Source organism: Marinomonas spartinae, from assembly GCF_016461715.1.
Classification (GTDB): Bacteria; Pseudomonadota; Gammaproteobacteria; order Pseudomonadales; family Marinomonadaceae; genus Marinomonas; species Marinomonas spartinae_A.
In genome coordinates, this window is record NZ_JAEMUI010000014.1 from 80910 (window position 1) to 105059 (window position 24150).

Consider the following 24150-nt stretch of genomic DNA (forward strand, 5'->3'; position numbering starts at 1 on the left):
ACGAACGCCCTTTAGAATGAAAACTAAATGCGCGGGCTAGATGGTCCGCGATCTGGGCCCAATTTTTCAAAACTTTTCATAGTAGAAAACTGAATTGACTGAGCTTTCAAAAGAGACTCTCTAATTCTTAGATTATTGCGAATCACTTCATCAGCCAAATCACCCGCCAAAGATTCTTCCAGTCGCTTAGTTTTGACTGCCAGCTCTGCCGCGACTTTCCCAAGCAACTCTTCCATCTTCCAACCGAGTGGATTATCGCGACTCATCAACACATCTGCAGAAGGACGTTCCAAATAATCCGTATATCCCCTCAATTCAAGAAGCGTTTCATAAATGTCAGACATTGCGGTATGGCTGTATTGCTTCTCAGCTTTTGGCAAGCAAAATTGAGCCCAAGCCGTTTGACGAAGCAGGTCAATGCTCGACACATCAATAGTGCGGTAATGAAAGAAGTCTTTAAGCTCTGGCATTTGCGCATCGAGATACGACGCATCAAACCCAATGCTATTACCAAATATCACCGCACCTGTTTTGGCCTTGCGATCGTACTTAGTTACGCCAAGAGCCTGCAGTTTTTCAATAACAAAACGCTCAGCATCAGCATTATTAGAGAACACAGCATCATGCTTACCAGAGTGATTGCGCAACTGATCAATCAAGCCTGATTTGGTGTGCGCCTCAAGTGCCCATGGACCCATACGCTCTAAAAACGACTCATTCCAGATACCAACCGAGAAAGAAAACCCTTCATTAAGCTGTTCGTCACAGACAACAAATGCCATTTCAAGGATCGGGTAATACGCCGCCCCATGCACCCGCTCACCGCTCGCTAACGTCTCGTAGCCATTCAAGCCGCCTGTTTCCAAATCACACCCAACCAACATAACTTTTGACATAAAACCCTCTCTATTTATCAACAGTGATTAAAATTAAACCTTTGGAACCGACCCTTTTACCCACCAGGTTACAGCCTTGCACTTGCCGATTTCACAAATACGAACGGGGCCTTTTTCGACTTCTTGCGCGGTTTCCGCTTCGCTCATGCGACGAGCAACCATATAACGATCTTCTCCGTGCTTGCTGGCCAACTCACGAGATGTTAAACCATTGGTCTTATGGACCATGGCAACGACACGCTCTATCTGAGCCTGACGGGCGCCGCTTTTAGTGACAGCGTCCGCCGCTAAATAGCTGGTTTCTGGATCACCAGCTTTCGCCGATGGCGTTTGAATATTCATCATAAAACCTCCTCGCTTCACAGCGATGATTTAAGAAATTTTTAATACCTATTATCTTGATCAATGAGGAACGGCTCACCTAGAGTCATCGATAGCGTAACCATACCGTGCGACGACAAATCCAAGGATGAAATTTCAACTTCTACACCTATTTTTACGAGATCAGCAACAGCGCGAGAGATCGCTTGCTCAAGATCTGTTACCGACACACTTTTCACTGCTTCATTAATACTTTTACTAGTCATAACCGTTTTAACCCCTTAACAACTGCTTCAAATCACTAACTCTAGCACGACCAATAACTCGCCGCTCAAGCAACTCATGCTCACTTAGCTTTTCCGCGAATTTCGGCTTATCAATCATAACGGGCTTAAATCGTTCGCCGCGCAAATAGGCCTTACAAACCTCGTTGTAATGTTTGCCAAACGCACGTTTACCCGCCCCCGTATCACGGCGGCGTAATGCCTGAAAACCCACACGCCGCGCCGCTTCCATCACCACCGAATGGCTAGGCTTCCAGCTACCCACATCATGGGCATGGTTCGCCGCTTCGAGATAAGCCTCTGCCATCGTTGGAAATTCGTTAAACAAATCGTTTTCAAACATGGCAGCCTCCTACCAATCCGTATCATGAATATTACCAAGAGCATCGTTAACACCCTCGCGGTGGTTTCCAGTAATCGCAGGTACTTGCGCCCCATCAAAAGCGGGTGGCCGTCGAATCGTCGGCAATTCCTCATCGTTCCAGCGCTCGTGATTGATCCACGTCGCTGGGTGCGGTTGAAATTGTTTTTGGTCAGCGGGGGCCGAGGCGAACAAATCCCCCCAACGCCTCGCCTGGTCGATAACGTTTTGTAAAAACGCCAGCGCCGTCGGTCGATCTCTCGGCAATTTGATTTTTAGAAAGGATTTTAGTGCGGTCTTTCGACCTGTCTTTTTTTGATACTGCTCCCAAAACTGCTCAAACGCCTGATTCAGCATCTCGGTTTTGGCTTTCGTATCAAATTTATCTGAATCATCAATCACGGCAGGCACGTTCGATTCGACCGAATCGGACAAGAGATCTAAGTTCTTAGTCTCTGTAGAAGTCTTTGTAGTAATCTCTGTATACGTCCCCCGTTTCGGCGTAGGAGCATCTACAATTTTTTGTAGGACTACCTCCGAATTTTCGGAGGTAGTCCTACAGTTAGACGTAAGAGGTTCCCTTTCTGGGTTAGGTTCAAACTCGGCAACAGGAAAAGTGATTCGATCAATCTCAAAGACAACAGGTTCGATATAAAGAAGATTCGCGATATAGTTCCCGCCAACGGTTTTAGAGCGAAGTTCCAGCGTAATCAAACCCGCATGACGCAAACGCTTTAAAGAATCCTGAACCTCTCGCTTAGTCATACCAAAATCATCAGCAAACGACTGATAAGAGCGCTGCAGCTTATCCTCTGAAAACTTTTTACGATGACCAATAACCTGCCCCGTGTATTCATCACGAATTTCAGTGGGTCGATACCAGTAGAGGATTTCAGACAACAACGTAATCGCTTTATGGTCAGGACGACCAGAAGGCAGAGAAATCTGCTTGTACCAAATTTTAGGCGTCACATTACCAGTGAAACCAAGGCGACCAATAGCCGCCACAGTTTGGGTGATACTCATACATCACCTCCAATATCCGTATACTCACAGTGACGTGCCACTGCATCAAGGAGGTTAAACGAACCAAGTTTCGTGTGATTCCCATCACGTTTAATCATTGCTCTATACCTGTCAAACAGATAAAGAACATCGCTCACATTCTATGAGCAAAAAACATTCGTGTTTTCGACATCCTTCGAAAATTAGTTTAAAAATTAGCTACCTTGTTGGCCAGTTCCAGTTAATACCGGCTCCAACGTCTCTACGAGAGAATTCAACTCCTCGTCGTCCCAATCCAACCCCTCCCGCGTCGCGACATCAGACACGGGCGGAAAGTAAGAACAACCCAGAACAACAGAAAAAAGAGGCGACGTGCCATCCTCAACACAGCGACAAATAAAACCTAGCGCCATCAATTTATCAATCGACTTCAACGCCCTAGATTTTGTCGTCTTAGACCGACGCACCAAAACTTGGAGCGCAACACCGCCACGGGCTTCTAACAAAACCCCCATGACTTTGTGATCTAATGTGGTAAGCTGGTAAGACATCGCCCCTCCTAAAACTTTGCCTGGCGCTTCACAGCGGGAGACAAAGCAAACCTGATATGATCAAACTTGATCATTGTTTAAGCCGTCACATTATACCTAAATATAGCATAATGCTAATACTTTTAGTCAACGTATACAGAAAATATTTTTGTTGTGCAGTTTTCGTCATACCAAAATACTACTTAATTCGATATTTTTGCGTAACCGGAGTGTGATAGTGATCGATAGCGGTGATAAAACGAAAACATCAAGAAGCAACATAGAAGAAAAGAACAGCACTGCCGCTGCCTGTTCGCTGGCTATGCAACGCATTATCAACGCCTCTCGCTATGAGAAGAGCGATGTAGCAGAGTTTTTAGGTATCTCAACTCAGTCACTGGATAAGAGAATGCGGGGCATTATATCGTTTGCACTAGAAGAAGCGTTGATGATTTGTAAGCTTGTCGATATTCCTTTAACCGATGCACTAAAAATTGCCGATATGTCAGATGAAGAGTTCCAAAATGCATGGATCTTTCAATGGCGTCGCCAAAACTTCGCAAAACATATTGCGCACTTAGAAGCAGACAAAGGCTATACACAAGTGAATATTGCCGAAAAATGCGGATATAGCCAAGCATGGTTAAGTCGAGTTTTGTCTGGAAAAGCCAAGCTGATTGGCCGTGTCTGTAGAGTACTAGAGCAACGATTAGACTTACCCGAAGAATGGCTAGACAGAAAGCCACTATCCCCACCAAAGGGCCAGCAAGTTAACACCGACCTAATCAGCAAAACCAGCAGCCAGTTATTAGGCGCCGTCAAACAAGCGGGGTTCGATGTCGACAGCGAACTGCTTGTACCATACCTCACCGCAGTGGTTCAGCTATACAATGCCCGCGTAGCAGTGCGAGACGGCTTCGACCCAGAAACCGACGCCGCACAATTTCAGACCATATTTGATCAACTCACCATGCAGCTCAAAATGAAAGAAGGGTTGTGGAAGTTTTAATTTAACGACTAATCAAGAAAGGGACTTCATGTCACAGAAAGAAACCTTTGAGCCGCTATATAATGGCGGTTTCCACGTCAAAACGCTTGGTCAGATAAAAAGTGAGCTGGTAGATGCATTTCCACTTTCTCAAACTAGACTCATTTTATTTAATAAATTTTCATTATTTCTTGACCATCTTATCAATAAATTACATGTTAAGCCTGATACAATTTGGATAGATGGCTCCTATACTACAGTTAAAGAGAACCCAGCAGACATTGATATACTTGTAGTATTCGATAAAGACAGCGCAAATGCTATGAGCCAGAACAACCAAAAAGACTTAAAGCAACTTATAGCGAATAAAGGTTTTTCATCACTTTATAGTTGTGATGTATATTGGGTGTCTAAAGGTGACCAAGAAATGATGTCTTATTGGCGCGGCTGGTATGGATTTGACCGAAAAGATAACGCCAAAGGCATTATAAAATTAACCATGGAGGAGCCTGTATGAGTACATTAATCAGACTCAAAGGCGCGCATGAAGAGCTAGCAAGACTGGAAAAACAATCTGACGGAAGCTTTGCGGACGTTATTACCCTCATGTCATTTAAACAGCATGTTGAAGACCTTCAAGCCCAATCACTTGCAGAATTTAAAGAGACAGATCTCCAATTCTTAGATTTTCGCTTAAGCGCCGAGCACTTAACGGATGGATCAACACCACTAAGCCTTGTCGCCAGGCTGACTAAAGCGACTAAAAAGCTGATATTAGAAGCAGCCCTAAGTACAATAGACACTCAGAGCAACAAGAAAGGACTGTTTGCTAACATTGAAAAAGGTCTTGACCTAAGATTAAATGCTCTACAGCCAGGCTCATCAAAACTAATAATTTCAGCAAAAGCCTCACCTGATCTGTTTGAGCATAATATAGCGTCTGTAGCTTTAGAGTCTGTCTTTTCCCATATGGGTTCAGTTGAAGAAATCAGCAAACTTGGATCTGGTGCATCTACTGCACTGCTTGAAATATTCAGAGCATCAGCCCAAGAAAAGGCAGATCTTGAAATGGTTTGGCGATCACCATTTGGGCCAAAAAGACGATGGACAGCAAGCAAAGACAAGCTTAGAACATTAATCAAAACTTTAAGCAAGCTAGAAGAAAGCCCAGCTGATCCGAAAGAGATTTTCGGATCTATATCACTGATATCTGAAAGAAAAATTGAAGTTAAAGACATCTCTGACGAGACCACTATTATTTACGTTGGCTCAGACAAAATCGCCGACATAAAAAAACTTAGACTGGGTGAATATGCAAAATTTGTATGCCAAGCCAGAAAAAAGAAATCAAAGACTAAAACTCACAAAATAGAACTGAATCTAAATAGCATTACTTCGCTTGAGTGAAGTATTGCTATATTTCATCACTCTATTAACCATTAACTCATCAATCATCACCTGATAATAAACCACCATACCGAGCATTCCGTCGTTTTTCGCGCGCATTAGCAGGCACGTGAAGTGCCTAATGCGCTCCTCTATTTCACTTATTTCCATTCTTTCCATGTGGGCTTTCCTCCTGCCCCTGTTTTTATGCCCTTTCATTAGAAATTACAACAATATGACATTTTCCCTACACGTTAGAGACAAAAGACTACCCAATTTACACAACAAGCGGAGAGTCTCACTATCCACACTCAACGAATAAACAATTTTGTAACAGCCAAAAACACACCAAACGGTTAATATTGGTTTGTCACTCACTAAAAAAGAATCACTCTATGACGTTCGGCAAAAACCTAAAAGCCGCACGGAACGCCGCACACATTTCACGGAGCGAATTCGCAAAACACATCAAGCGATCAGTACATACAGTTAAATCGTGGGAGCTAGATCGACACAAACCTGATGAACTCACTATCGCTAAAATTGAGCAATTTTTTCATCTAGAACGAGGCTATTTTTCTAACCCAACCTCACTTAGCCATGCAAAACTGATTGGCTCTTTGACCTGCGCCATTCAGAAATTACCCAACCAAAAGCGTCAACATGCCATTGCGCTAATAGAAAATATTACCCATCTCATCAGCTAACTATAACCATTCGACCTCTATAATACACAAGCATTACTGTATAAATAAACAGTAATGCTTTTTTTATTATTTTCTATAACTCTATTGCGTAAAAATATCTTTTAGGTATATATTCAATAAATCAACGCAGGAGAGACAAGAATGTCATCTACAAACATAACGTTTTATGCATCCAAAAAAGCCACGCTAAACAGCACGCAATTAGAGCCATTGGTTCTGTTTGCTCAGGGTTTTCCAGTAAAAACGATTTCGCACCAACTCGGAAAAGCCGACCCAACAATCAATCACCATCTTGTATCAGCGCGTCACCATTACAACGCACGCAACACCACTCACGCCGTGGCCATTGCTGTGGCGCGCGGTGACATCAAATTCAAGTCAGTCAGCAACTACACAAACACACTGCGCTGCGGCGCCATTGCCTTCTTACTCATGACGGGCATTTCTTGTTACGAAGATACCCCGTTTGTGGGTGACATAGACCACGTACTTTCTCGCGCTGGCAGACACGTCAAGGGCCATAAAGGCTCGAGAGGCGTAAAGCGCGATTTTCTTGATATCCAAATCGTTTAGGAGAACACCACCATGGCAAGACAACCATTAGCTCGCGGCCGTTTGGCTTACGTTGCAGAAACTTACCCAAGCAACGAACTGGACCAAAACCGCCAGCCAAAACAAAAAAACCGCTACGCCACCCTTGGCCGTGTGACCGCATGGCCAGCGGAAAACGGCGCAACCATGCCACAAATCAGCCTTGATCTGGACGCTCTGCCTGTGGGCCTAAACGGATCAACAAAGCTTTTCATCTTCTGGGATGACGCTAACCAGCAGCAAGAAAGCTACCCACAGGGATACGACCAACAGCCGCAATCATTCGGCAGCTGGGGCAATCCGCCTCAACAGCCAGCGCCACAAAACGGCTTTAACCAGCATCAGCAATACACACAACCATTACGAAATCAGCGTTAACCAAGGAGAAGACCATGTCAGAAGGATTTTTAATACTCAACCGCAACCCGAAGCAAGGTATCACCATTACCGTGCCACCCAGCACCACAGAAACAAAAGTCCAAGTGTGCTCTTTGGGAGTCTCTGGACGACAAACAAAGCTCGGCTTCAAGGCCAGCAGCAACGTCAAAGTATTGCGTGATGAGTTAATCGAACGCGATCAAAAAGCCGCACAAGAAAAAGTTGAAAAACTTTGGGCTGTGCATGTCAAAGGCCCTGATAGCGTATTGCCTACATCATCTAAAGCAGATGCCATATTCCGCTCAGGGAAGCTCAATAAAGACTTCGAAGAAATCCATAAGTCACTAGATCCAAAATACGCACCAACACTTGAAGCAGAAGTTATCGAATGGGCAGGAACGCCAGAAGCGCATGCAGAGCGACTTAAAGACGGTGTTGATTGGTCGGATTTAGGATAAGGAGAAAATTATGTTTACTGAAAAACGCCCAACAATGACCAGCGATATATTAATCGCCGCAGCAATCAGCCAAGGCATGACAGAGAGTGAAGCCAACGAAATAGGTCACAACTATAGCGGCCACATGGATGGCTATGATCTAGCAAAATATCTAGATAGACACTGCGACTGGGATACGAGCAGAGAAACAGTAGATGAACTAGATGAGGTCATCTTTGAAGCAAAAGAAAAGCTCAAAGCGCTTGAATACGAATGGGTTTCTCGAAACAACATACAGCAACCGCTTTGCAATGGCACAAGAATCAAAGACGGCATCATTGATGGTGTCTACGAATATCAAGCAGCTCGCTACAAAGTCATTAAAAATGGCGACACAGCGCAAAGCAGTAGCCGCTTAATCGTGAAATTTGAAGACGCTGTTTTAACAGACCAACCTCAGATTGAAGGAGCAGCATAATGTTTTTCAAAACCGCAACGCTATTTCAGCTTTCAAACCCTATCGATTTGTACGAATTGGAAGCCGCGCTTCCAGCTTTTCCCCTCAAAGAAGTGGGGACAAACGATGAATTCACATTTGGCGCCTTGCCGCTGATCCGCAACAGTGGCACATGGGCGATAGGTTCAGACGAATGTTGCTTATTCCGCTTCGGCAAAGAAGAAAAAAGCCTTCCCTCTTCCGTTGTTCGCGAAGCACTCGAAGTAAAAGTCGCTGAAATCGAGCTGCTAGAAGGTCGCAAAGTAGGCCGTAAAGAAAAAGCCGACATCAAAGACGAGCTGATCTTTACCATGCGCCCAACTGCCTACGCCAAGCGCACCGACGTGTGGATGCACATCGACAACAACGCTGGCCTACTTGTTATCTACACCACAACAGCCAGCATGATCGAGCATGCGTTCAAGCACCTGCAAACCATGCTCGGCCGCTTTCCAATGACACCACTACAAGCACAAACCAACCCCTCATTCATCATGAGCGAATGGTTACTGATGAATGCATTGCCAGCCAGCCTAGAGACGGGCGACCGCTGCGATATTCAGGATCATAGCGAAGACAAGGCAAGCATTGCATTCAAATCACTAGAGCCCCTAAGTGAAGACGTAACACGGCATCTTGACCAAGGCATGTCAGTAAAAAGCCTAGCCCTACGCTACAGCGACAAGCTTTCATTCGTGCTTAACGATGACCTAACCATTCGAAAAATCAAATGGGACGACGCCATCAAAGAGGCGGCTTTCAGCGATTCAGACGGCGGCGCCTTGTCAGACCTAGACGCCAACTTCGCTATAGCTTCCCTCACCATGCGCGAGCTATTCAACAGCCTATCAAGCTGGTTTGACATCATGAGCAAAACTGAACAACAGGAAGATAACCAAGAGAATTATAAGGAACCACCTAAAGCGGAATTAGGACTCGACCACCTTTATTCAGAGGCCGTAAAAATCGTCATAGAAGCAGGCATCGCCTCAATATCTCGCATTCAGCGCCGTCTAAAAATTGGCTATAACCGCGCCGCAAGATTAATAGAAGAAATGGAAAAACAAGGCGTAGTTTCAGCCATGGCGCAAAACGGCCAACGCGAAGTACTGAAAGGAGACGCAGCATGAAAGAGCGCCCTATCTTATTCAACACCGACATGGTGAAAGCCATCCTCGATGGCCGCAAAACCCAAACGCGCCGACCAGTGAAAAGCCAGCCATCAAATGGCTGGGCGTTTGAAGGCGCGGAATCTGGCGGAGCTTTTGGACGAATCACTTCCAGCCACCCGAAAAAAGGTAAGTTTGGTGCGTTTGTGCGCCGTAGGGTTGGCACTGACTTTCCAGAAGCAGACATAGAGGTTTCACCGTACGGAATGCCAGGCGACCACCTATGGGTGCGTGAGACGTTTTGCCCTGTAGATGATACTGAGTTTGGCGGAGGCAAATGGGTTGACTATCGAGCAACGCCATCAGACAGCGAATCACACCCTGCAGGCTGGCATAACGCGCCAGACGATTCAGAGGCTATGAAATGGAAACCATCAATCCACATGCCTCGCTGGGCATGCCGTCTTGTTCTAGAAATTACCAACGTTCGCTTAGAGCGCATACAAGACATCACCGAAAAAGACGCAAAGGCCGAAGGATTTAAAACAAAAGAAGCTTTTATTGAAACATGGGAAAAGCTTTACCCGAACCCTGATCAAAACAACCAGTGGGCATGGGTAGTCGAATTCAAAATCATTGAGCTAAACGGTAAAAAAATGGAGCAAGCAGCATGAACACGCTATCAATCGATTGGAATTTAAGCGGCCTTGCTGGCCATGATAAACACGGCAACGAAATCAGCGTACGCGAATTAGTTGCAGCGATTGAGGGCTTTCAAGCCATTGAAGCCATCGCCAAACTGTCACCCGACATGCGCGATTCACTCGCTCGTCAGGCAGCGGAAAACCACCGCATGGCAATGCGCTGCGAATCACAACAGCGTGAAATTGCCGCATTAGAAAGCGCGTTAAACAATACATACGCTCGCATCAGCAACTTGCTTGCTGAACATGCCAATATACAAAACGACGCGGCGCTATCCGCCCTCGCTATCTATGCAAACCCTCACAGCTGGGCCAACCCACGCAACGAACATGGCGACCTAAAAACCGACCAAAGAAACGTCTTTATTAAAGGCTTCCACGGCTTCGAACTCGCCATGTCCGTACTACAACAAAACAAAGAACAAGCGGCCTAATAAGGCCAACAGGGAGAGTCATTATGAACGTTGAATTACCAGATTTTTTAATTCATATGTCAGAGCAGATGAACAATCAAGACAATCGCAGCACGTCTGATGTCATCTACGAAGTTAAACAACATCAATACTTTGTCACCGAGGAAGGCTACAACGAGCATCACTTTATTCTTGCAGATGACGACGGTGAATTCTTCCGCAGCGACACAGGAGACGAAGAAGAAGCAAAAGACTATCTCTTGGATTTTTACGAAGAAGCTTGTGCTGATTGGTTGGCACAAAACCACGAAGATGAGCTAAATGATGGCCGAGATTCTGAAGAGCTATTTCAAGAAAAATTCGACCTATCTGAAGATATCGAAGACTTTCACGACGAAATAAAAAAGCTTGCCGTACAACAAATTGATGTCGTTCTGCACACATGCTTCACAGAAAAAGAAGCTCTTGCTATCGCAAGCCGATACCACGAAAGCGCAGAAGTCTTTACCTATGGAGTTTCTTTGTATTTAGCAGAAGAAACAAAGCAACTGAGAAACTGGATTCAGTCGCTTACTGAAAAACAGGGAGAGTAACCATGCATTTTTTCAACGCTCAAAACGGTCAGCTTGATTTGCACCTACCACAAGAATTGATCGTCGATAACTTTGCAGGCGGCGGTGGCGCCTCTACAGGCTTAGAAATGGCGTTAGGTCGTCCAGTTGATATCGCCATCAACCACGACCCAGAAGCCATTCGTCTTCATGCAGCTAACCACCCTGATACTGAGCACTATTGTGAGTCAGTATGGGATATAAACCCTGTTGAAGTATGCAAAGGTCGCCCTGTTGCGATCGCGTGGTTCAGCCCTGATTGCAAGCACTTTTCAAAAGCGAAAGGTGGCAAGCCCGTAGACAAAAATATTCGCGGCCTTGCATGGGTTGCCGTTCGCTGGGCCGCAACCGTTCGCCCTAGAGTTATCATGCTGGAAAATGTCGAAGAATTTAAAACATGGGGACCAGTAAAAGACGGTGAACCGGCTTTAAATCAGAAAGGCGAAAGTCAAAAAGGCAAAACCTTTAAAAACTTCGTCAAAGAGCTGATCAAGTTAGGTTACCAGGTGGAATGGAAAGAATTAAAAGCGTTTGAATTTGGCGTACCAACAACCCGCAAGCGTTTCTTTCTAATTGCTCGCTGTGATGGAAATCCAATTTGCTGGCCAACGCCAACCCACGGAGACCCTAAATCATTAGAGGTTCAATCCGGGCTTTTAAAGCCGTGGAAAACTGCCGCTGACATTATTGATTGGTCATTGCCATGCCCTAGTATTTTTGAACGCAAGCGCCCTCTTGCTGAAAATACATTAAAACGTATTGCCAAGGGCTTGCAGCGCTTTGTTATTGAATCTGATAAGCCGTTCATCGTGCCATCATTTATCACTGAGCATGCTAACGCCAGCAATCAACGCAACATGTCTATAGACGAGCCACTGCGCACTATCTGTGCTCAAGTAAAAGGCGGTCATTTTGGGCTGGTAACAGCTTTTTTAACCAAATTTCGAAGTGGCAGTGTTGGATATGAGGCTTGCAGTCCAGTACACACTATTACGGCTGGCGGAGAGCAAAAAAGACCAGGCACTGCGAATACTCAAGGAATTGTTACAACTCACCTAATCAAGCTGCGCAACAACAATTACGGCTCACCTGTTACCGATCCAGTGCCAACCATCACCGCTGGCGGCAATCACATAGGCGAGGTTCGCGCGTTCCTAGTGAAGTACTACGGAACAGGCGAAGGCTGCGCCATCGATGAGCCATTGCACACCGTGACCACAAAAGACCGTTTCGGGCTTGTCACGATCCACGGCGAAGACTATCAGATTGTTGATATCGGCATGCGTATGCTTTCACCCCGCGAACTTTACCGCGCTCAGAGCTTTCCAGATACATACATCATCGACCAGCTCAGCGACGGCACCAAGCTTTCAAAAGCCGCACAAGTTCGTATGTGTGGCAACTCAGTTTGTCCAAAACTTGGCGCTGCACTGGTGAGAGCAAACACCACAACACCACAAATCGCCAAGCGCGCGAAAGTGGCATAAGGAGAACCCATGAATAATGAAGCCAAACCAATACCATGTGAAACGCCAGGCTGTCAGGCAACGACAGAACACGACGGTACAACATCGATCTGGATCGATGAAAACGGCAAACAGCGCCATCTCTGCCAAACCTGTATCAAAAAAATTATTGAGGAAAACAGTAAGACCCACTGAGTACAGCAATCAATCCATAAATATCATCATTGAAAAAGGAAAGCACAATGAGCTTAATAAAACCAAAATGGCCCCGTAAGCAACGCCTTGCAGAGTTTGCAAAGAATAACTTTACCGACCCAGAGCGCGAGCTCCCTCGTCTTCGTCGCCAGCTAAAAAAAGGCGAGTTACCTGGTGAACTAGAGGGCAAGCTTTGGTTTGTTTGGATTTTACCAGATGGCCAACCCGCCTACGGCTACAGCGAAAGCACACCGGAAAAACCAAAATCAAAGTGCATCGATCAATTAAAAACTGGCAATCCCATTGCAGATGCAGTGTTACTGAAATACGAACTTAAGCAAGGCACAGAATTACGATGAACCCACCAAGACCCAACCAGCTAGCACGTAATTTAAAGATAATACGCCATAAGCAAGACACGTATTACTATTACAGATTACCCGACGGCAAGCTTGAATCGTTGGGGAAGAACATTCCAGAGTCCGTAGCGATCGACGCCACTGCGGCGCTAAATATCGCACTGACAAATACGGAATCCTTGGTGAGTCGCATTTCTCGCCGCGCTGAAGATCTGCATAACTACAACCCAAGCAACCCGCCTATGTCTCAAGTGCTAGATGAATATAAGCATTCTGTTTTGTTGGCCGCATTGGAAGCGAAAAAACAGAGCAAAAGCACGGTAGACATTAAACTCAGCAAATTAGATGAATACATGGAACTGTGGTCAAAAATTCGAGTACAAGACGTTCGCACGTTTGACCTAAACAACTTGCTCAAGACAAAAACACCACACGCACAGCAAAAACACGTCCCGCTAATGCGTGACATATTTCGCTATGCGATCACCGCAGGGTATTGTGATCTAAACCCAGCTGAACAGCTAAAAGCCAAAGAGCCAGAAGCTCGCAAGCGACAACGCCACACTTTCGACAGCTATATGGAGATTTACAAAATTGCGCCGCCCTGGCTAAAACGTGCTATGGACATCGCTTTATATAGTCTGCAGCGCCGCAGTGATCTTGTCGACATTCAAATTGCGCGAGACATCGACATAAAAACACGCTCTATCAAAATATTGCAGCGCAAAACCCGCAACTACAAAACCCCTGTTCATATCAATATCGCAATGGGCGACCCGCTATGGAACGCAGTAAACGACGCAATCACCAGCACAACACACTGCCCTTACTTAATCCATTGTCGGCCAAACAGAATGGACAGACGCGACCTAGCTGCAAAACCCCACCCATTCGCCGTGTTACCGGATTACTTAACACGTAAATTTAGAGAGTGGCGCGACAAAAGTGGCGCATACGATCACTTAAAGCCAAACGAACGCCCATCTTTCCACGATATTCGAGCGCTCGGAATCATGCTCTACTTTAAAGCCGGTTACCCAAAAGAATACATCATGGCACTGGCTGGCCACGCGACAGAAGACATGACCAACCACTACATAGACGGCCACGAACAAAAAGAAGCGCTGCAAGTGGCGGCGGGGCTAGACGTCAGCAAAATAGACATGACAAACATCAATTGGAAAGACAATCGAATACCCCGAGAGCTCGCCAAACTCATCGACGAAGAAGAGAGCTAACCGCTCTCTTTTTTATGCCTGAACGAAAATGACAGTAATTTAGATGAATTTACAGACACGCTTATCCAGCCAAAAATACTGAAAACATAGAGAAAAAATGGAAGCGTTTGGAAAATTTAAGGAAAATATATGGAAAAAGAAAAACAAAAAAGGGCTTACAAATGAATGTAAGCCCTTAATTTTATTACTAAATTCGGTGGTAGGACTAAGCAGATTCGAACTGCTGACCTCTACCATGTCAAGGTAGCGCTCTAACCAACTGAGCTATAGTCCTAAAAAGTGTTGGCTATTATACCCAGCCTTTTTGGTTTGACAAGGGTTTGTTTCATTTTTTTTAAATCTTTGTTTTTACACACAAACTAGGCTGGGATCAGTAGTTCGTGGCCGATCACTTCGTCAATCAAATGGTAAGGCACTTTGTATTCTTGGCCTTTAAATTTAACCGTAACGTAGTCGTAGAACATGTTGATGACTGTGCAATTGACGATAACGCCGTTGTCGATCACACGAACGATATTGTAGTTTCTTAATGTTATCGCCATACCCCACTTCCTCTTTTGTTGTTACTGTTATTTGCGCCATCAGATTGATGCTATTTTACTCAGATACATAGAGGCGACAAGCAGGTTCTCCCTTAGCCTTCGCCCACGTCTTTCAGCTTTTTCTGTAATTGACGGATTTGATCGCGATAACCCGCCGCCAATTCAAATTTAAGCTCTTCTGAGGCGACGATCATTTCTTTTTGCAGTTGTACTATGGCTTTACGAACTTGCGCCACATCTTCCATGCTTTCAACTTGATAATCTTTGGCGGTTTCTGCCACTTTCTTAGTTTGTTTACCACGGCCTTTCCCTGCGCCAGGGTTGTAAGCGCCTTCGAGAATATCTTCTACGGACTTGGTAATCCCTTTTGGTACAATGCCATGCTCTGCATTAAAAGCTTCTTGGGTGGCGCGACGGCGGTTGGTTTCGCTGATAGCCCGCTCCATGGAACCGGTAATACGATCTGCATACAAAATCGCCATCCCTTTCACGTTACGGGCGGCTCGGCCAATGGTCTGAATTAAGGAGCGTTCTGAGCGTAGGAAGCCTTCTTTATCGGCATCCAAAATGGCAACCAGACTCACCTCGGGAATATCAAGCCCTTCTCGCAATAGGTTGATCCCCACCAATACGTCGAACTCTCCTAAACGTAGATCTCGAATGATTTCAACACGCTCTACGGTATCGATATCCGAATGCAAATAGCGAACGCGTACGCCATGGTCGTTGAGGTAATCAGTTAAATCCTCGGCCATGCGTTTGGTCAAGGTGGTGACTAACACGCGCTCGCCAATGGGGGCACGCTTGTTGATTTCCGAGAGCAAATCATCCACTTGTGTGGCCACAGGGCGCACTTCTAAAATAGGGTCAATCAAGCCGGTTGGGCGAACAATTTGTTCAACGACCCAATCCTGATGCTCCTCTTCGTATTTTCCAGGTGTCGCGGAGACAAAGATCGTTTGTGGTTTAATTTGTTCCCACTCTTCAAAACGCATGGGGCGATTATCGAGAGCTGAGGGCAAGCGGAATCCATATTCCACTAAGTTCTCTTTCCGTGATCGGTCACCTTTGTACATGGCACCGATCTGCGGTACGGTCACATGGGATTCATCAATGACCAATAGCGCATTCGCAGGGAGGTAATCAAATAAAGTTGGCGGTGGTGAGCCTTCTTCTCGGCCAGATAAATAGCGTGAGTAGTTCTCAATGCCTGAACAGTAGCCTAGCTCTTGCATCATTTCTAAGTCGTATCGCGTGCGTTGTTCTAAGCGCTGTAATTCGACCAGTTTGTTCATGGACTTAAGCTGCTCTAATCGTTGATCGAGCTCCACTTTAATACGTGCAATGGCATTTTCTACTGTTTCGCGCGGTGTCACATAGTGGGTTTTCGGATAGATCGTCACCCGTGGTACTTTGCGAATCGTTTTGTTCGTGAGCGGATCAAACATAGATAAGTTATCCACTTCGTCATCAAACAATTCGATGCGTATGGCGGTGTCTTCAGAATCGGCTGGAAACACATCGATCACATCGCCTCGCACACGAAAGTTACCGCGCTCAAACACCATATCGTTGCGACTATATTGCAATTCTGCCAAACGGCGTAGTACAGCCCGTTGGTCGATACGATCCCCCCGATCAAGGTGCAGCATCATTTTTAAATAAGATTGTGGGTCCCCCAAACCGTATATCGCTGAGACGGTTGCCACGATGATAACATCTTCCCGTTCTAACAGGGCTTTGGTGGCCGATAAGCGCATCTGCTCGATGTGCTCATTGACTGAGGCGTCTTTCTCAATAAAGGTATCGGACGCTGCTACATAGGCTTCTGGCTGATAATAGTCATAATAAGAAACAAAGTACTCGACGGCATTATTCGGGAAGAACTCTTTAAATTCGCCATACAGTTGGGCGGCTAAGGTTTTGTTGTGTGCCATAACAATGGTTGGCCGCTTAACTTGCGAAATCACATTGGCAATGGTGTAAGTTTTACCCGACCCAGTCACCCCCAATAGTGTTTGGTGGGCAAGGCCAGCCTCAACCCCTTGTACTAATTTTGCAATGGCTTTTGGCTGATCACCAGCGGGAGCATAAGAGGAAACGACTTCAAATTCTTGCGACACAACCTTCTTCCTTCGTGATGGGAACGACTCATTAGATTAACAAATTTTCCCCTTGTCGTCCGAGAAATCATGCCATTTATTCCAGTAACTCATTTCAAGGGTAACACTAAACAAACGGCCCCTTTACTAACTATCAAACCTTATATAACATTATAGAATAACTTTATATTTAAAAAGGCAGACAGGCATGCCCTCTTCTACCCATACCATTACGGCTTTTTTTGATGAGACCACCTTTACCGCTTCTTATGTCGTTGAAGACCGTCATCAGCAAACCTGTGCCATCATTGATTCCGTCTTGGATTTTGACCCAGCATCAGGCCATACCAGCACGCTTAATGCGGATAAAATCATTGCGTTCATAAAGAGCAAAAACCTCACGCTAGCGTACATTTTAGAAACCCATGTCCATGCGGATCATTTTTCTGCCGCCTCTTATTTAAAAGAGCAACTGGGGGGCAAAACCGTTATTGGCGAGCACATATCCCAAGTACAGAGCACTTTTTCTAAGCTATTAAATACCGATGATAGCTTTGCCCATGATGGCTCGCAGTTTGACCTTCTCGTTAGCGAGTCCAGCATGCTTCCATTTGGTCAAGATTCTATTCGTGTTCTGCACACGCCTGGCCACACACCGGCTTGTGTGACCTATTTAATCGGCGACGCCGCCTTTATTGGCGATACGCTCTTTATGCCCGATTACGGCACGGCACGATGTGACTTTCCAGGTGGCGATGCTCGTGTTTTATATCAGTCTATTCAAAAGATTTTCAGCCTTCCTGATACAACAAGACTCTTTTTATGCCATGACTACAAAGCCCCTAACCGCCATGAGTATGTTTGGGAAACCAGCGTTGCTGAGCAAAAAAGCTATAATCTGCATATTCACTCTGGGATTACCGAGGAAGAGTTTTGCACGATGCGTCAACAAAAAGATGCCACTCTCAATATGCCAAAACTGATCTGGCCAAGTGTGCAAGTCAATATGCGTGCAGGCAATATGCCTCCCCAGGAAAGCAATGGTATAGGTTATTTAAAAATCCCGATCAATCTGCCTAAAGACATCATCCCACAGTAGTGTGGAATGCTGATGAAAAAGGCAGTGTGAAAAAGGGCACTCGTTGCCATAAAGGATATTTTTTGTGAAAAATAATACACTTGTTCGATTACTTCCCGCCTGGCAATGGTTGAAGACTTATAAAGCGGCAGATATGCAGGCTGATACGATTGCCAGCATTATCTTTACCATTATGGTCATTCCACAAAGCTTGGCGTATGCCATGCTAGCTGGCCTACCTGCGATCACTGGATTGTATGCCAGCATATTACCCTCTATTTTGTATTCCCTTTTTGGCACGAGCCGCATCTTAGCGGTTGGACCCGTTGCCATCACCTCGGTCATGACGGCATCCGCCGTATTGCCTTTTGCAACCGTCGGGACAGATCAATACGCCACGATCGCCATTTTACTGGCATTGCTATCAGGCACGATGTTATTAATATTGAGCATATTGCGACTAGGCTTTTTAACCAACTTACTGAGCCACCCGGTAATTTCAGGCTTTATTAGTGCCTCCGCACTGTTAATCATCTTGGGGCAAGTAAAACATCTACTTGGTATTCATGCCTATGGCGATACGCTCATTCCACTCGTAAGCAGCCTAGCTAAACATCTTCACAATACAAATATTCCAACACTCGTGTTAAGCATTGCTTCTATTGCCTCTTTGGTACTGATGAAGCGGTATTTCCCTTCCTTGCTGAAATCCCTTGGCTGTTCTCCTAAAACCGTTCAGCTTTTTGGTAAGTCAGGCTCTATATTGGTGGTGGCTGGTACAACGATTGCCGTCGGTGCTTTTTCTTTAGATCGATTAGGCGTCAGCATTATTGGCGCGGTACCAAGCTCTATTCCCACTCTCAAGGTCAGTGCAGTGAATATCAGCATGCTTAAGGAGCTGCTCCCCAGTGCGTTTTTGATTAGTATTGTCGGCTTTGTCGGCTCAGTATCAGTCGCCCAAACCTACGCAGCGAAATATCGTCAAGACATCGATCCGAATCAAGAGTTAATGGGCCTTGGGATGGCGAATATTGGCTCAGCTCTGTGCGGAGCCTTCCCCGTCACGGGTGGCTTTTCACGCACAGTACTAAATGCAGAATCTGGGGCGAAAAGCCCGATGACGGGGATTATTTCTGCGTTATTAATTCTGTTAACTTTACTCTTCTTAACGCCGCTGTTTTATTACTTACCGACAGCGATTTTGTCCGCCATTATCTCCATCTCTATGTTAAAGCTGATTAGCATTGCAGATGTAAAACACCTTTGGCGATTTTCTAAAAAAGAAGCCATTCTTTTATTGGTTACATTTTTTGTTGTGCTATTTGATGGCATGGAAACGGGCTTAATCGCGGGTGTGGTTTTATCACTCTTGTTCTTCCTTTGGCACACAAGCCATCCTCATATTGCCATTGTCGGCCGAGTGCCAGGAACAGAACACTTCCGTAACGAACAACGTTTTGCGGTCGAAAAGCACCCTCATATTCTGACCATTCGCATCGACGAGAATCTATTTTTTGCTAACGCTCGCGTATTAGAAGACCGACTACAAACCATCGTTTCGCAAAATACCGACGTTAAACATTTAATCTTAATGTGTAACGCTGTGAACATGATCGATGCCAGTGCGATGCAAAGCTTAGAAAAAATCGTCGTCCGCTTAGCTGACTCTGGGGTGAAGTTACATCTATCGGAAGTGAAAGGGCCAGTCATGGACAAATTAAAAGGCTCGCCGCTACTTAACACTCTCACTGGTGAGGTATTTTTAACACAACACCAAGCCATACAGAAGCTAGAAAAATGCTGCGGAGATGAACAAGAGGGCAAATAAAATCCCATACACTATCCGCCCTAACCAACACAAAAAAACCAAGCTCTTCCGGTTATTTGCAAACCATGCAGGGCTTGGTTTTTTAGCAATGTCGATAATGATCAACAAAGCCTCATGGGTTACTGCTTAGAGGACGCACTTTTTGTATCAGCTGGGCTCGCCACTTGCAGTAACGCTTTATTGCGCTCTAGCAATACCTCGCCAATACCTTTCACCTTCACAAGCTGATCAACCGATTTGAACGCTCCGTGTTCTTTACGATAATCAATAATTGCCTGTGCTTTTTTCTCACCCACACCAGACATGACGGCTGCCAGTTGATCGGCCGTTGCCACGTTAATATTTAAAGGGGTTGCGGCAAACAGAGCCATAGGAGACAAAGCAAGCAGAAGCAGAGAACGGAAAAGTAGCGCGCGTAAAAAAGACAACGAGGTCATAATAACATCCTTTTTGTTGGTTAATATTCGGCATCCAGCCAATAAAATAAAAAAACGATCCTGAACGTGATGAAACGTCCGGATCGTTTTTAGGGTAAAAGCTTTTTTCATTCAATTCAAGGGGCAATATGCCGCCCCTTTTCTATAATCCTCGTCTTACCACTAAGATGACAAGACAGGCGTTATGTATTATTCACAACCTATATTAACAAACACCAAGCTCACGGTTGACTTGTGTTAATACCGCAACCGGATCCGCTGCTTGAGTAATAGGTCGTCCCATTACTAAATAATGACTTCCCGCTGCCATGGCTTGCGTGGGGGTCATAATGCGCTTTTGGTCTCCCTGCTCGGAACCCGCTGGACGAATGCCTGGTGTCACTAACACAAAGTCCTTGCCAAGCTCTGATGATAAGATAGAAGACTCTTGGGCTGAGCAAACCACACCATCCATACCGGACGACTGAGCCAGCCTTGCGAGACGTTTCACATGTTGCTCAGGCGTTAGATCAATCCCCACTTCGATTAAATCAGACTGATCCATGCTAGTCAGGACAGTCACTGCAATCAGCAAGGTTTTATGATCCAATTTTTGCAAGGCATTGGCTGAGGCTTCCATCATACGGCGACCACCAGAAGCATGGACGTTGACCATCCAAACCCCCGCTTTTGCTGCTACACACACGGCATTAGCCACGGTATTTGGAATATCGTGAAATTTCAGATCTAAGAAAATCTCAAACCCCAGTTTATGGAGTTCGTCTAAGATGGCAGGGCCTGCTGTGGTAAACAGTTCCTTGCCCACTTTCACTCGACATTGGCTTGGGTCGAGGCGTTTCGCCATCTCAAGAGATTGCGCCATGGTTGGGTAGTCTAGGGCAACCACTATCGGGGATTGGCAGCTCATTTATCATCCTCTTTTTTACGACTAGATATTGGTTCAATGTCTGTTAATTGATTGGCGACAAACAGTAAAATCCGCCCATTTTTAATAAAATTATTCGCCTTCCAAACCGTGTATGGGCTTTACCGTCCCCCAGTTTTTACAACTAGGGCATTGCCAATGCAGTTGATAACCAGAAAAACCACATTGACGACATTGGTATTGCGGCTTGGAATTAGCAAGCTGGTCAATCAGCTCATACAATACTTCAAGGTGCTGTTGATTCTGCCCACGGGATAAATCCATTTGCAAGCTGATAAGCGCTTTAAAGCCTTTTACCGTGGGATGGGAGCGCATTTGCTCAACCATAAACATTTCGGCATATTCTTTGTCGTCTACCATGTAATGTTCAGCCAATGCTAAGATAAGCGCCGCTGAAGGCTTTTTCTGGTTTTGCTCTTGTAGAAACTTCACAAAACCACTACTGCCCCACACCCGTTGATAACAATCTTTTAGCTTAGGGATCACCACAGAAATGTATTCCGCATCCTGTTCAGCCACTTGCTTTAGCTCTTTAATGGCATCTCGGTAACGTCGCTGACTACTCAGTACATCAGCGGCTCCAATACTTGCCCGAACACAACTGGGGTCTACTCCCAAGGCTTGTTTATAATGTTGATAAGCTTCTTTTGGCTGATCTTTTTTAAACAACGTTTGCGCCATCTCACAATGAAAGTGCGCCAAGCGTTTGATTTCTTTTTTATTCGGCGAGTCTTTGACCAGTTCGGTACCAATTTGAATAGCCTTATCCCAGCTTTGCTCAAATTCGTATAGATCCACCAGCAGGGTTAAAATTTTGGGATGAAACTCACTTTTACGAGAGGCAGTTGCCATGTTGAGCAATAATCGACTGGCACGATCCAATAGACCCGCCGACATAAAATCACTGGCCAGTTCTAATTGCACCATGCGCATTTCTCGCGACGATATTTCAGGACGCGCTAACAAACTTTGATGAACATTAATGGCTTTTTGTATCTCACCTTTTTTGCGAAACAAACTACCCAACGTTAAATGAATATCAAACGTATCGGAGTTAATTTCTAACGACTCAACAAACGCATCGATGGCTTCGGATTGCTGGTCATTTAAAAGGTGATTCAGGCCTCGGAAATAATCAGGTGGAACGTTTTTCTTTTCACGCTTTGGCTTTTTCGCCGGATTTTTTCGCCCCATTGCCCAGCCGATAAAAAGCGCGACAAATAGAACAATAAATAACCCAACTTCGGTCAACGCCGCTACTCCTTCCCTGAAGACAATTCTTGGGTAATGGACGCTTTGCGTAATTGATCCAATTCCTTAGTTGCCTTATCAAGGCGCTTGCTCAGCAAACGAACCTGACGCTCTGAACGTAAATAACTAATCGAACTTACCAACAAGGCAACACAAGCCCCAAAAGAGAAAGATAAAATCGAATAAAGCGCAACACTCAACTCTGGCCCTTGCCAAAAAACAAGGTCAAGGCGAATAAGCTGTGGATTTCGGATGGCAAAAAACACACCGACAGCCAGAAAAAAGACAATCAGAATGATTAATACAACCCTTTTCAGCCATTTAAGCATAAAGCAACCTACTAAATTAGAATGGCGACATTATGCCGTCATAGCTAAGAAAATTCGAGGTATAAAGATGTAAATTTAGTTGAGTTCGTTAACACCATCATCCGGGGAGTTTACCAACTCTCGCAATTCTTTTCCCGGTTTAAAGTGAGGGACATACTTAGCAGATAACTCAACAGACTCTCCAGTCTTCGGGTTTCGACCTATTCGAGGTGCACGGTAGTGCAAGGAAAAACTACCAAAACCTCTGATCTCGATGCGCTCACCATTCGCCAAAGAATCGGACATATGATCAAGCATAGTTTTAATGGCTTGCTCTACATCCTTCACTGGCAAATGTGATTGCTGATCGATTAACAACTCTATCAGCTCAGATTTCGTCATTCTCGTCTCCGCGACTATATTTTGATCACATAGTAAGACTAGCTAAATTTAGAAAGAAAGCAATCACTTAAAGAGATCAAAGGGCAATTAATGCGCTTTTTTTGCAATATTGGGCAAATATTTATCGAGTCTGGGGATTTGATAACTGGCATCCTACATAGTGAGCTTTTATAATGCCGGACATAGTTACAACCATTTTTACAACCATTGGAAGATAAAACAATGAGCTACAATACAATTCCTGCGGGCAAAGATGCCCCAAATGACATCAATGTGATCGTCGAAATTCCTGCTCAAAGCACACCTGTAAAATACGAAGTGGACCACGATATGGACGCTTTGGTGGTAGACCGCTTTATGACGGCACCTATGTTTTACCCAGCCAACTATGGCTATATCAACAACACCTTGTCAGATGATGGCGACCCAGTTGACGTGTTGGTTATCACTCCTTACCCAGTGGTAGCAGGTTCTGTTATTCGCTGCCGTCCAGTTGGTGTGCTAAACATGTCTGACGAAGCAGGTATGGATGCTAAATTGGTTGCGGTTCCTCACGAGAAACTAAGCAAAGAGTACGGTCATATCCAAGACGTACAAGACATTCCTCAACTGCTTCGCGACCAAATCGAACATTTCTTCGAAAACTACAAAACCCTTGAAAAAGGCAAGTGGGTAAAAGTTGAAGGTTGGGCTGGCATCGAAGAAGCGAAAAAAGCCATTGTTGAAGGCATCGAAGCGTTTAACGCTAAGTAATTTGCTTTTACAATGCTAAAACAAAAAAACCGATCTCAAGATCGGTTTT

31 protein-coding genes, 1 tRNA gene and 2 pseudogenes are annotated in these 24150 nt (G+C 45.1%); 20 read left to right on the plus strand and 14 right to left on the minus strand.

Features of this window, described 5'->3' with window-relative positions:
* Positions 1-23: 23 nt before the first annotated feature.
* The 6 genes from orn to JHD45_RS13795 all read right to left on the minus strand — a co-directional run bounded on the left by orn (position 24) and on the right by JHD45_RS13795 (position 3418).
* Entirely contained in the window at positions 24-896 is an 873-nt protein-coding gene (gene orn, locus JHD45_RS13770; RefSeq protein WP_199477094.1) for an oligoribonuclease, read from the minus strand.
* A 33-nt stretch (positions 897-929) separates the two neighbouring features.
* Positions 930-1241, minus strand: a complete 312-nt coding sequence (locus tag JHD45_RS13775; RefSeq protein WP_199477095.1) for a hypothetical protein — start codon at positions 1239-1241, stop codon at positions 930-932.
* Between the two features lie 38 nt (positions 1242-1279).
* A complete protein-coding gene (locus JHD45_RS13780) occupies positions 1280-1483 on the minus strand; it encodes a hypothetical protein (RefSeq protein WP_199477096.1) in 204 nt (67 codons plus the stop codon).
* Between the two features lie 7 nt (positions 1484-1490).
* Positions 1491-1844 (minus strand): hypothetical protein, encoded by a 354-nt coding sequence (locus tag JHD45_RS13785; RefSeq protein ID WP_199477097.1) that lies wholly within the window; start codon positions 1842-1844, stop codon positions 1491-1493.
* Between the two features lie 9 nt (positions 1845-1853).
* Positions 1854-2888 (minus strand): hypothetical protein, encoded by a 1035-nt coding sequence (locus JHD45_RS13790; RefSeq protein ID WP_199477098.1) that lies wholly within the window; start codon positions 2886-2888, stop codon positions 1854-1856.
* A gap of 194 nt (positions 2889-3082) precedes the next feature.
* Positions 3083-3418: a MarR family transcriptional regulator gene (locus JHD45_RS13795; RefSeq protein WP_199477099.1), complete on the minus strand. Its 336-nt coding sequence runs from the start codon at positions 3416-3418 to the stop codon at positions 3083-3085.
* A gap of 217 nt (positions 3419-3635) precedes the next feature.
* Here JHD45_RS13795 and JHD45_RS13800 point away from each other — a divergent pair, with 217 nt between their 5' ends.
* The 17 genes and pseudogenes from JHD45_RS13800 to JHD45_RS13875 all read left to right on the plus strand — a co-directional run bounded on the left by JHD45_RS13800 (position 3636) and on the right by JHD45_RS13875 (position 14475).
* A complete protein-coding gene (locus JHD45_RS13800; protein ID WP_199477100.1) occupies positions 3636-4406 on the plus strand; it encodes a helix-turn-helix domain-containing protein in 771 nt (256 codons plus the stop codon).
* Between the two features lie 28 nt (positions 4407-4434).
* Positions 4435-4902 carry a DUF6932 family protein gene (locus JHD45_RS13805; protein WP_199477101.1) on the plus strand — a complete coding sequence of 156 codons (468 nt, stop codon included), beginning with the start codon at positions 4435-4437 and terminating at the stop codon, positions 4900-4902.
* The gene (locus JHD45_RS13810) at positions 4899-5792 is read left to right on the plus strand and encodes a hypothetical protein (RefSeq protein WP_199477102.1); all 894 of its coding nucleotides are present in this window, start codon (positions 4899-4901) and stop codon (positions 5790-5792) included. The genes JHD45_RS13805 and JHD45_RS13810 overlap by 4 nt, the downstream gene beginning before the upstream one ends.
* A gap of 374 nt (positions 5793-6166) precedes the next feature.
* A complete protein-coding gene (locus tag JHD45_RS13815) occupies positions 6167-6478 on the plus strand; it encodes a helix-turn-helix domain-containing protein (RefSeq protein WP_199477103.1) in 312 nt (103 codons plus the stop codon).
* Between the two features lie 141 nt (positions 6479-6619).
* Positions 6620-7051 carry a helix-turn-helix transcriptional regulator gene (locus tag JHD45_RS13820; RefSeq protein WP_199477104.1) on the plus strand — a complete coding sequence of 144 codons (432 nt, stop codon included), beginning with the start codon at positions 6620-6622 and terminating at the stop codon, positions 7049-7051.
* Between the two features lie 12 nt (positions 7052-7063).
* A complete protein-coding gene (locus JHD45_RS13825) occupies positions 7064-7447 on the plus strand; it encodes a hypothetical protein (protein WP_199477105.1) in 384 nt (127 codons plus the stop codon).
* Positions 7448-7461: 14 nt separating this feature from the next.
* Complete coding sequence (locus JHD45_RS13830) at positions 7462-7905, plus strand: carbon storage regulator (protein WP_199477106.1); 444 nt, start codon at positions 7462-7464, stop codon at positions 7903-7905.
* Positions 7906-7915: 10 nt separating this feature from the next.
* Positions 7916-8362 (plus strand): hypothetical protein, encoded by a 447-nt coding sequence (locus tag JHD45_RS13835; protein ID WP_199477107.1) that lies wholly within the window; start codon positions 7916-7918, stop codon positions 8360-8362.
* Positions 8362-9252, plus strand: a pseudogene (locus JHD45_RS13840) (recombination-associated protein RdgC); the annotation flags it as partial. The gene JHD45_RS13835 and the pseudogene JHD45_RS13840, both read left to right, overlap by 1 nt.
* Positions 9253-9318: 66 nt before the next feature.
* Positions 9319-9510 (plus strand): annotated as a pseudogene (locus JHD45_RS22615) (DNA translocase FtsK); the annotation flags it as partial.
* Positions 9507-10163, plus strand: coding sequence for a hypothetical protein (locus tag JHD45_RS13845; protein WP_199477108.1), 657 nt, complete (start codon positions 9507-9509; stop codon positions 10161-10163). The pseudogene JHD45_RS22615 and the gene JHD45_RS13845, both read left to right, overlap by 4 nt.
* Positions 10160-10627 carry a hypothetical protein gene (locus JHD45_RS13850; RefSeq protein ID WP_199477109.1) on the plus strand — a complete coding sequence of 156 codons (468 nt, stop codon included), beginning with the start codon at positions 10160-10162 and terminating at the stop codon, positions 10625-10627. Before JHD45_RS13845 ends, JHD45_RS13850 begins: the two co-directional genes overlap by 4 nt.
* A 23-nt stretch (positions 10628-10650) precedes the next feature.
* Positions 10651-11199 (plus strand): hypothetical protein, encoded by a 549-nt coding sequence (locus tag JHD45_RS13855; protein ID WP_199477110.1) that lies wholly within the window; start codon positions 10651-10653, stop codon positions 11197-11199.
* Positions 11200-11201: 2 nt separating this feature from the next.
* Complete coding sequence (locus JHD45_RS13860; RefSeq protein WP_199477111.1) at positions 11202-12704, plus strand: DNA cytosine methyltransferase; 1503 nt, start codon at positions 11202-11204, stop codon at positions 12702-12704.
* 9 nt (positions 12705-12713) lie between these two features.
* Positions 12714-12878, plus strand: coding sequence for a hypothetical protein (locus tag JHD45_RS13865; RefSeq protein ID WP_199477112.1), 165 nt, complete (start codon positions 12714-12716; stop codon positions 12876-12878).
* A gap of 47 nt (positions 12879-12925) precedes the next feature.
* Entirely contained in the window at positions 12926-13237 is a 312-nt protein-coding gene (locus tag JHD45_RS13870; protein ID WP_199477113.1) for a hypothetical protein, read from the plus strand.
* Positions 13234-14475, plus strand: a complete 1242-nt coding sequence (locus JHD45_RS13875) for a tyrosine-type recombinase/integrase (protein ID WP_199477114.1) — start codon at positions 13234-13236, stop codon at positions 14473-14475. Before JHD45_RS13870 ends, JHD45_RS13875 begins: the two co-directional genes overlap by 4 nt.
* A gap of 197 nt (positions 14476-14672) precedes the next feature.
* Here JHD45_RS13875 and JHD45_RS13880 read toward each other — a convergent pair.
* The 3 genes from JHD45_RS13880 to uvrB form a co-directional block, all read right to left on the minus strand.
* Positions 14673-14749 (minus strand) — tRNA-Val (locus tag JHD45_RS13880).
* 85 nt (positions 14750-14834) lie between these two features.
* On the minus strand, positions 14835-15017 hold the full coding sequence (locus JHD45_RS13885) for a hypothetical protein (RefSeq protein ID WP_199477115.1): 183 nt from the start codon (positions 15015-15017) through the stop codon (positions 14835-14837).
* Between the two features lie 92 nt (positions 15018-15109).
* A complete protein-coding gene (gene uvrB, locus JHD45_RS13890; protein WP_199477116.1) occupies positions 15110-17140 on the minus strand; it encodes an excinuclease ABC subunit UvrB in 2031 nt (676 codons plus the stop codon).
* A gap of 187 nt (positions 17141-17327) precedes the next feature.
* Between uvrB and JHD45_RS13895 the strand changes: the two genes are divergently transcribed.
* Complete coding sequence (locus JHD45_RS13895; protein WP_199477117.1) at positions 17328-18218, plus strand: MBL fold metallo-hydrolase; 891 nt, start codon at positions 17328-17330, stop codon at positions 18216-18218.
* Between the two features lie 64 nt (positions 18219-18282).
* The gene (locus JHD45_RS13900) at positions 18283-20025 is read left to right on the plus strand and encodes a SulP family inorganic anion transporter (protein ID WP_325097299.1); all 1743 of its coding nucleotides are present in this window, start codon (positions 18283-18285) and stop codon (positions 20023-20025) included.
* 119 nt (positions 20026-20144) lie between these two features.
* Here the strand turns inward: JHD45_RS13900 and JHD45_RS13905 are convergent, their stop codons facing one another.
* The 5 genes from JHD45_RS13905 to ihfB form a co-directional block, all read right to left on the minus strand.
* Entirely contained in the window at positions 20145-20462 is a 318-nt protein-coding gene (locus JHD45_RS13905; RefSeq protein ID WP_199477118.1) for a ComEA family DNA-binding protein, read from the minus strand.
* Positions 20463-20667: 205 nt separating this feature from the next.
* Complete coding sequence (gene pyrF, locus JHD45_RS13910) at positions 20668-21369, minus strand: orotidine-5'-phosphate decarboxylase (RefSeq protein ID WP_199477119.1); 702 nt, start codon at positions 21367-21369, stop codon at positions 20668-20670.
* Between the two features lie 90 nt (positions 21370-21459).
* Positions 21460-22638, minus strand: coding sequence for a lipopolysaccharide assembly protein LapB (gene lapB / locus JHD45_RS13915; RefSeq protein WP_199477120.1), 1179 nt, complete (start codon positions 22636-22638; stop codon positions 21460-21462).
* A gap of 5 nt (positions 22639-22643) precedes the next feature.
* Positions 22644-22967 carry a lipopolysaccharide assembly protein LapA domain-containing protein gene (locus JHD45_RS13920; RefSeq protein ID WP_199477121.1) on the minus strand — a complete coding sequence of 108 codons (324 nt, stop codon included), beginning with the start codon at positions 22965-22967 and terminating at the stop codon, positions 22644-22646.
* Positions 22968-23042: 75 nt separating this feature from the next.
* Positions 23043-23366: an integration host factor subunit beta gene (ihfB, locus tag JHD45_RS13925; RefSeq protein ID WP_325097300.1), complete on the minus strand. Its 324-nt coding sequence runs from the start codon at positions 23364-23366 to the stop codon at positions 23043-23045.
* A gap of 204 nt (positions 23367-23570) precedes the next feature.
* Between ihfB and ppa the strand changes: the two genes are divergently transcribed.
* On the plus strand, positions 23571-24101 hold the full coding sequence (ppa, locus tag JHD45_RS13930; protein ID WP_067014020.1) for an inorganic diphosphatase: 531 nt from the start codon (positions 23571-23573) through the stop codon (positions 24099-24101).
* Positions 24102-24150: the final 49 nt, after the last annotated feature.

Bases quoted from the DNA above. Each gene is read 5' to 3' on its own strand.
- orn (WP_199477094.1), bottom strand. From the start codon at position 896: ATGTCAAAAGTTATGTTGGTTGGGTGTGATTTGGAAACAGGCGGCTTG.
- JHD45_RS13775 (WP_199477095.1), bottom strand. From the start codon at position 1,241: ATGATGAATATTCAAACGCCATCGGCGAAAGCTGGTGATCCAGAAACC.
- JHD45_RS13780 (WP_199477096.1), bottom strand. From the start codon at position 1,483: ATGACTAGTAAAAGTATTAATGAAGCAGTGAAAAGTGTGTCGGTAACA.
- JHD45_RS13785 (WP_199477097.1), bottom strand. From the start codon at position 1,844: ATGTTTGAAAACGATTTGTTTAACGAATTTCCAACGATGGCAGAGGCT.
- JHD45_RS13790 (WP_199477098.1), bottom strand. From the start codon at position 2,888: ATGAGTATCACCCAAACTGTGGCGGCTATTGGTCGCCTTGGTTTCACT.
- JHD45_RS13795 (WP_199477099.1), bottom strand. From the start codon at position 3,418: ATGTCTTACCAGCTTACCACATTAGATCACAAAGTCATGGGGGTTTTG.
- JHD45_RS13805 (WP_199477101.1), top strand. From the start codon at position 4,435: ATGTCACAGAAAGAAACCTTTGAGCCGCTATATAATGGCGGTTTCCAC.
- JHD45_RS13810 (WP_199477102.1), top strand. From the start codon at position 4,899: ATGAGTACATTAATCAGACTCAAAGGCGCGCATGAAGAGCTAGCAAGA.
- JHD45_RS13815 (WP_199477103.1), top strand. From the start codon at position 6,167: ATGACGTTCGGCAAAAACCTAAAAGCCGCACGGAACGCCGCACACATT.
- JHD45_RS13820 (WP_199477104.1), top strand. From the start codon at position 6,620: ATGTCATCTACAAACATAACGTTTTATGCATCCAAAAAAGCCACGCTA.
- JHD45_RS13825 (WP_199477105.1), top strand. From the start codon at position 7,064: ATGGCAAGACAACCATTAGCTCGCGGCCGTTTGGCTTACGTTGCAGAA.
- JHD45_RS13830 (WP_199477106.1), top strand. From the start codon at position 7,462: ATGTCAGAAGGATTTTTAATACTCAACCGCAACCCGAAGCAAGGTATC.
- JHD45_RS13835 (WP_199477107.1), top strand. From the start codon at position 7,916: ATGTTTACTGAAAAACGCCCAACAATGACCAGCGATATATTAATCGCC.
- JHD45_RS13845 (WP_199477108.1), top strand. From the start codon at position 9,507: ATGAAAGAGCGCCCTATCTTATTCAACACCGACATGGTGAAAGCCATC.
- JHD45_RS13850 (WP_199477109.1), top strand. From the start codon at position 10,160: ATGAACACGCTATCAATCGATTGGAATTTAAGCGGCCTTGCTGGCCAT.
- JHD45_RS13855 (WP_199477110.1), top strand. From the start codon at position 10,651: ATGAACGTTGAATTACCAGATTTTTTAATTCATATGTCAGAGCAGATG.
- JHD45_RS13860 (WP_199477111.1), top strand. From the start codon at position 11,202: ATGCATTTTTTCAACGCTCAAAACGGTCAGCTTGATTTGCACCTACCA.
- JHD45_RS13865 (WP_199477112.1), top strand. From the start codon at position 12,714: ATGAATAATGAAGCCAAACCAATACCATGTGAAACGCCAGGCTGTCAG.
- JHD45_RS13870 (WP_199477113.1), top strand. From the start codon at position 12,926: ATGAGCTTAATAAAACCAAAATGGCCCCGTAAGCAACGCCTTGCAGAG.
- JHD45_RS13875 (WP_199477114.1), top strand. From the start codon at position 13,234: ATGAACCCACCAAGACCCAACCAGCTAGCACGTAATTTAAAGATAATA.
- JHD45_RS13885 (WP_199477115.1), bottom strand. From the start codon at position 15,017: ATGGCGATAACATTAAGAAACTACAATATCGTTCGTGTGATCGACAAC.
- JHD45_RS13895 (WP_199477117.1), top strand. From the start codon at position 17,328: ATGCCCTCTTCTACCCATACCATTACGGCTTTTTTTGATGAGACCACC.
- JHD45_RS13905 (WP_199477118.1), bottom strand. From the start codon at position 20,462: ATGACCTCGTTGTCTTTTTTACGCGCGCTACTTTTCCGTTCTCTGCTT.
- pyrF (WP_199477119.1), bottom strand. From the start codon at position 21,369: ATGAGCTGCCAATCCCCGATAGTGGTTGCCCTAGACTACCCAACCATG.
- JHD45_RS13920 (WP_199477121.1), bottom strand. From the start codon at position 22,967: ATGCTTAAATGGCTGAAAAGGGTTGTATTAATCATTCTGATTGTCTTT.
- ppa (WP_067014020.1), top strand. From the start codon at position 23,571: ATGAGCTACAATACAATTCCTGCGGGCAAAGATGCCCCAAATGACATC.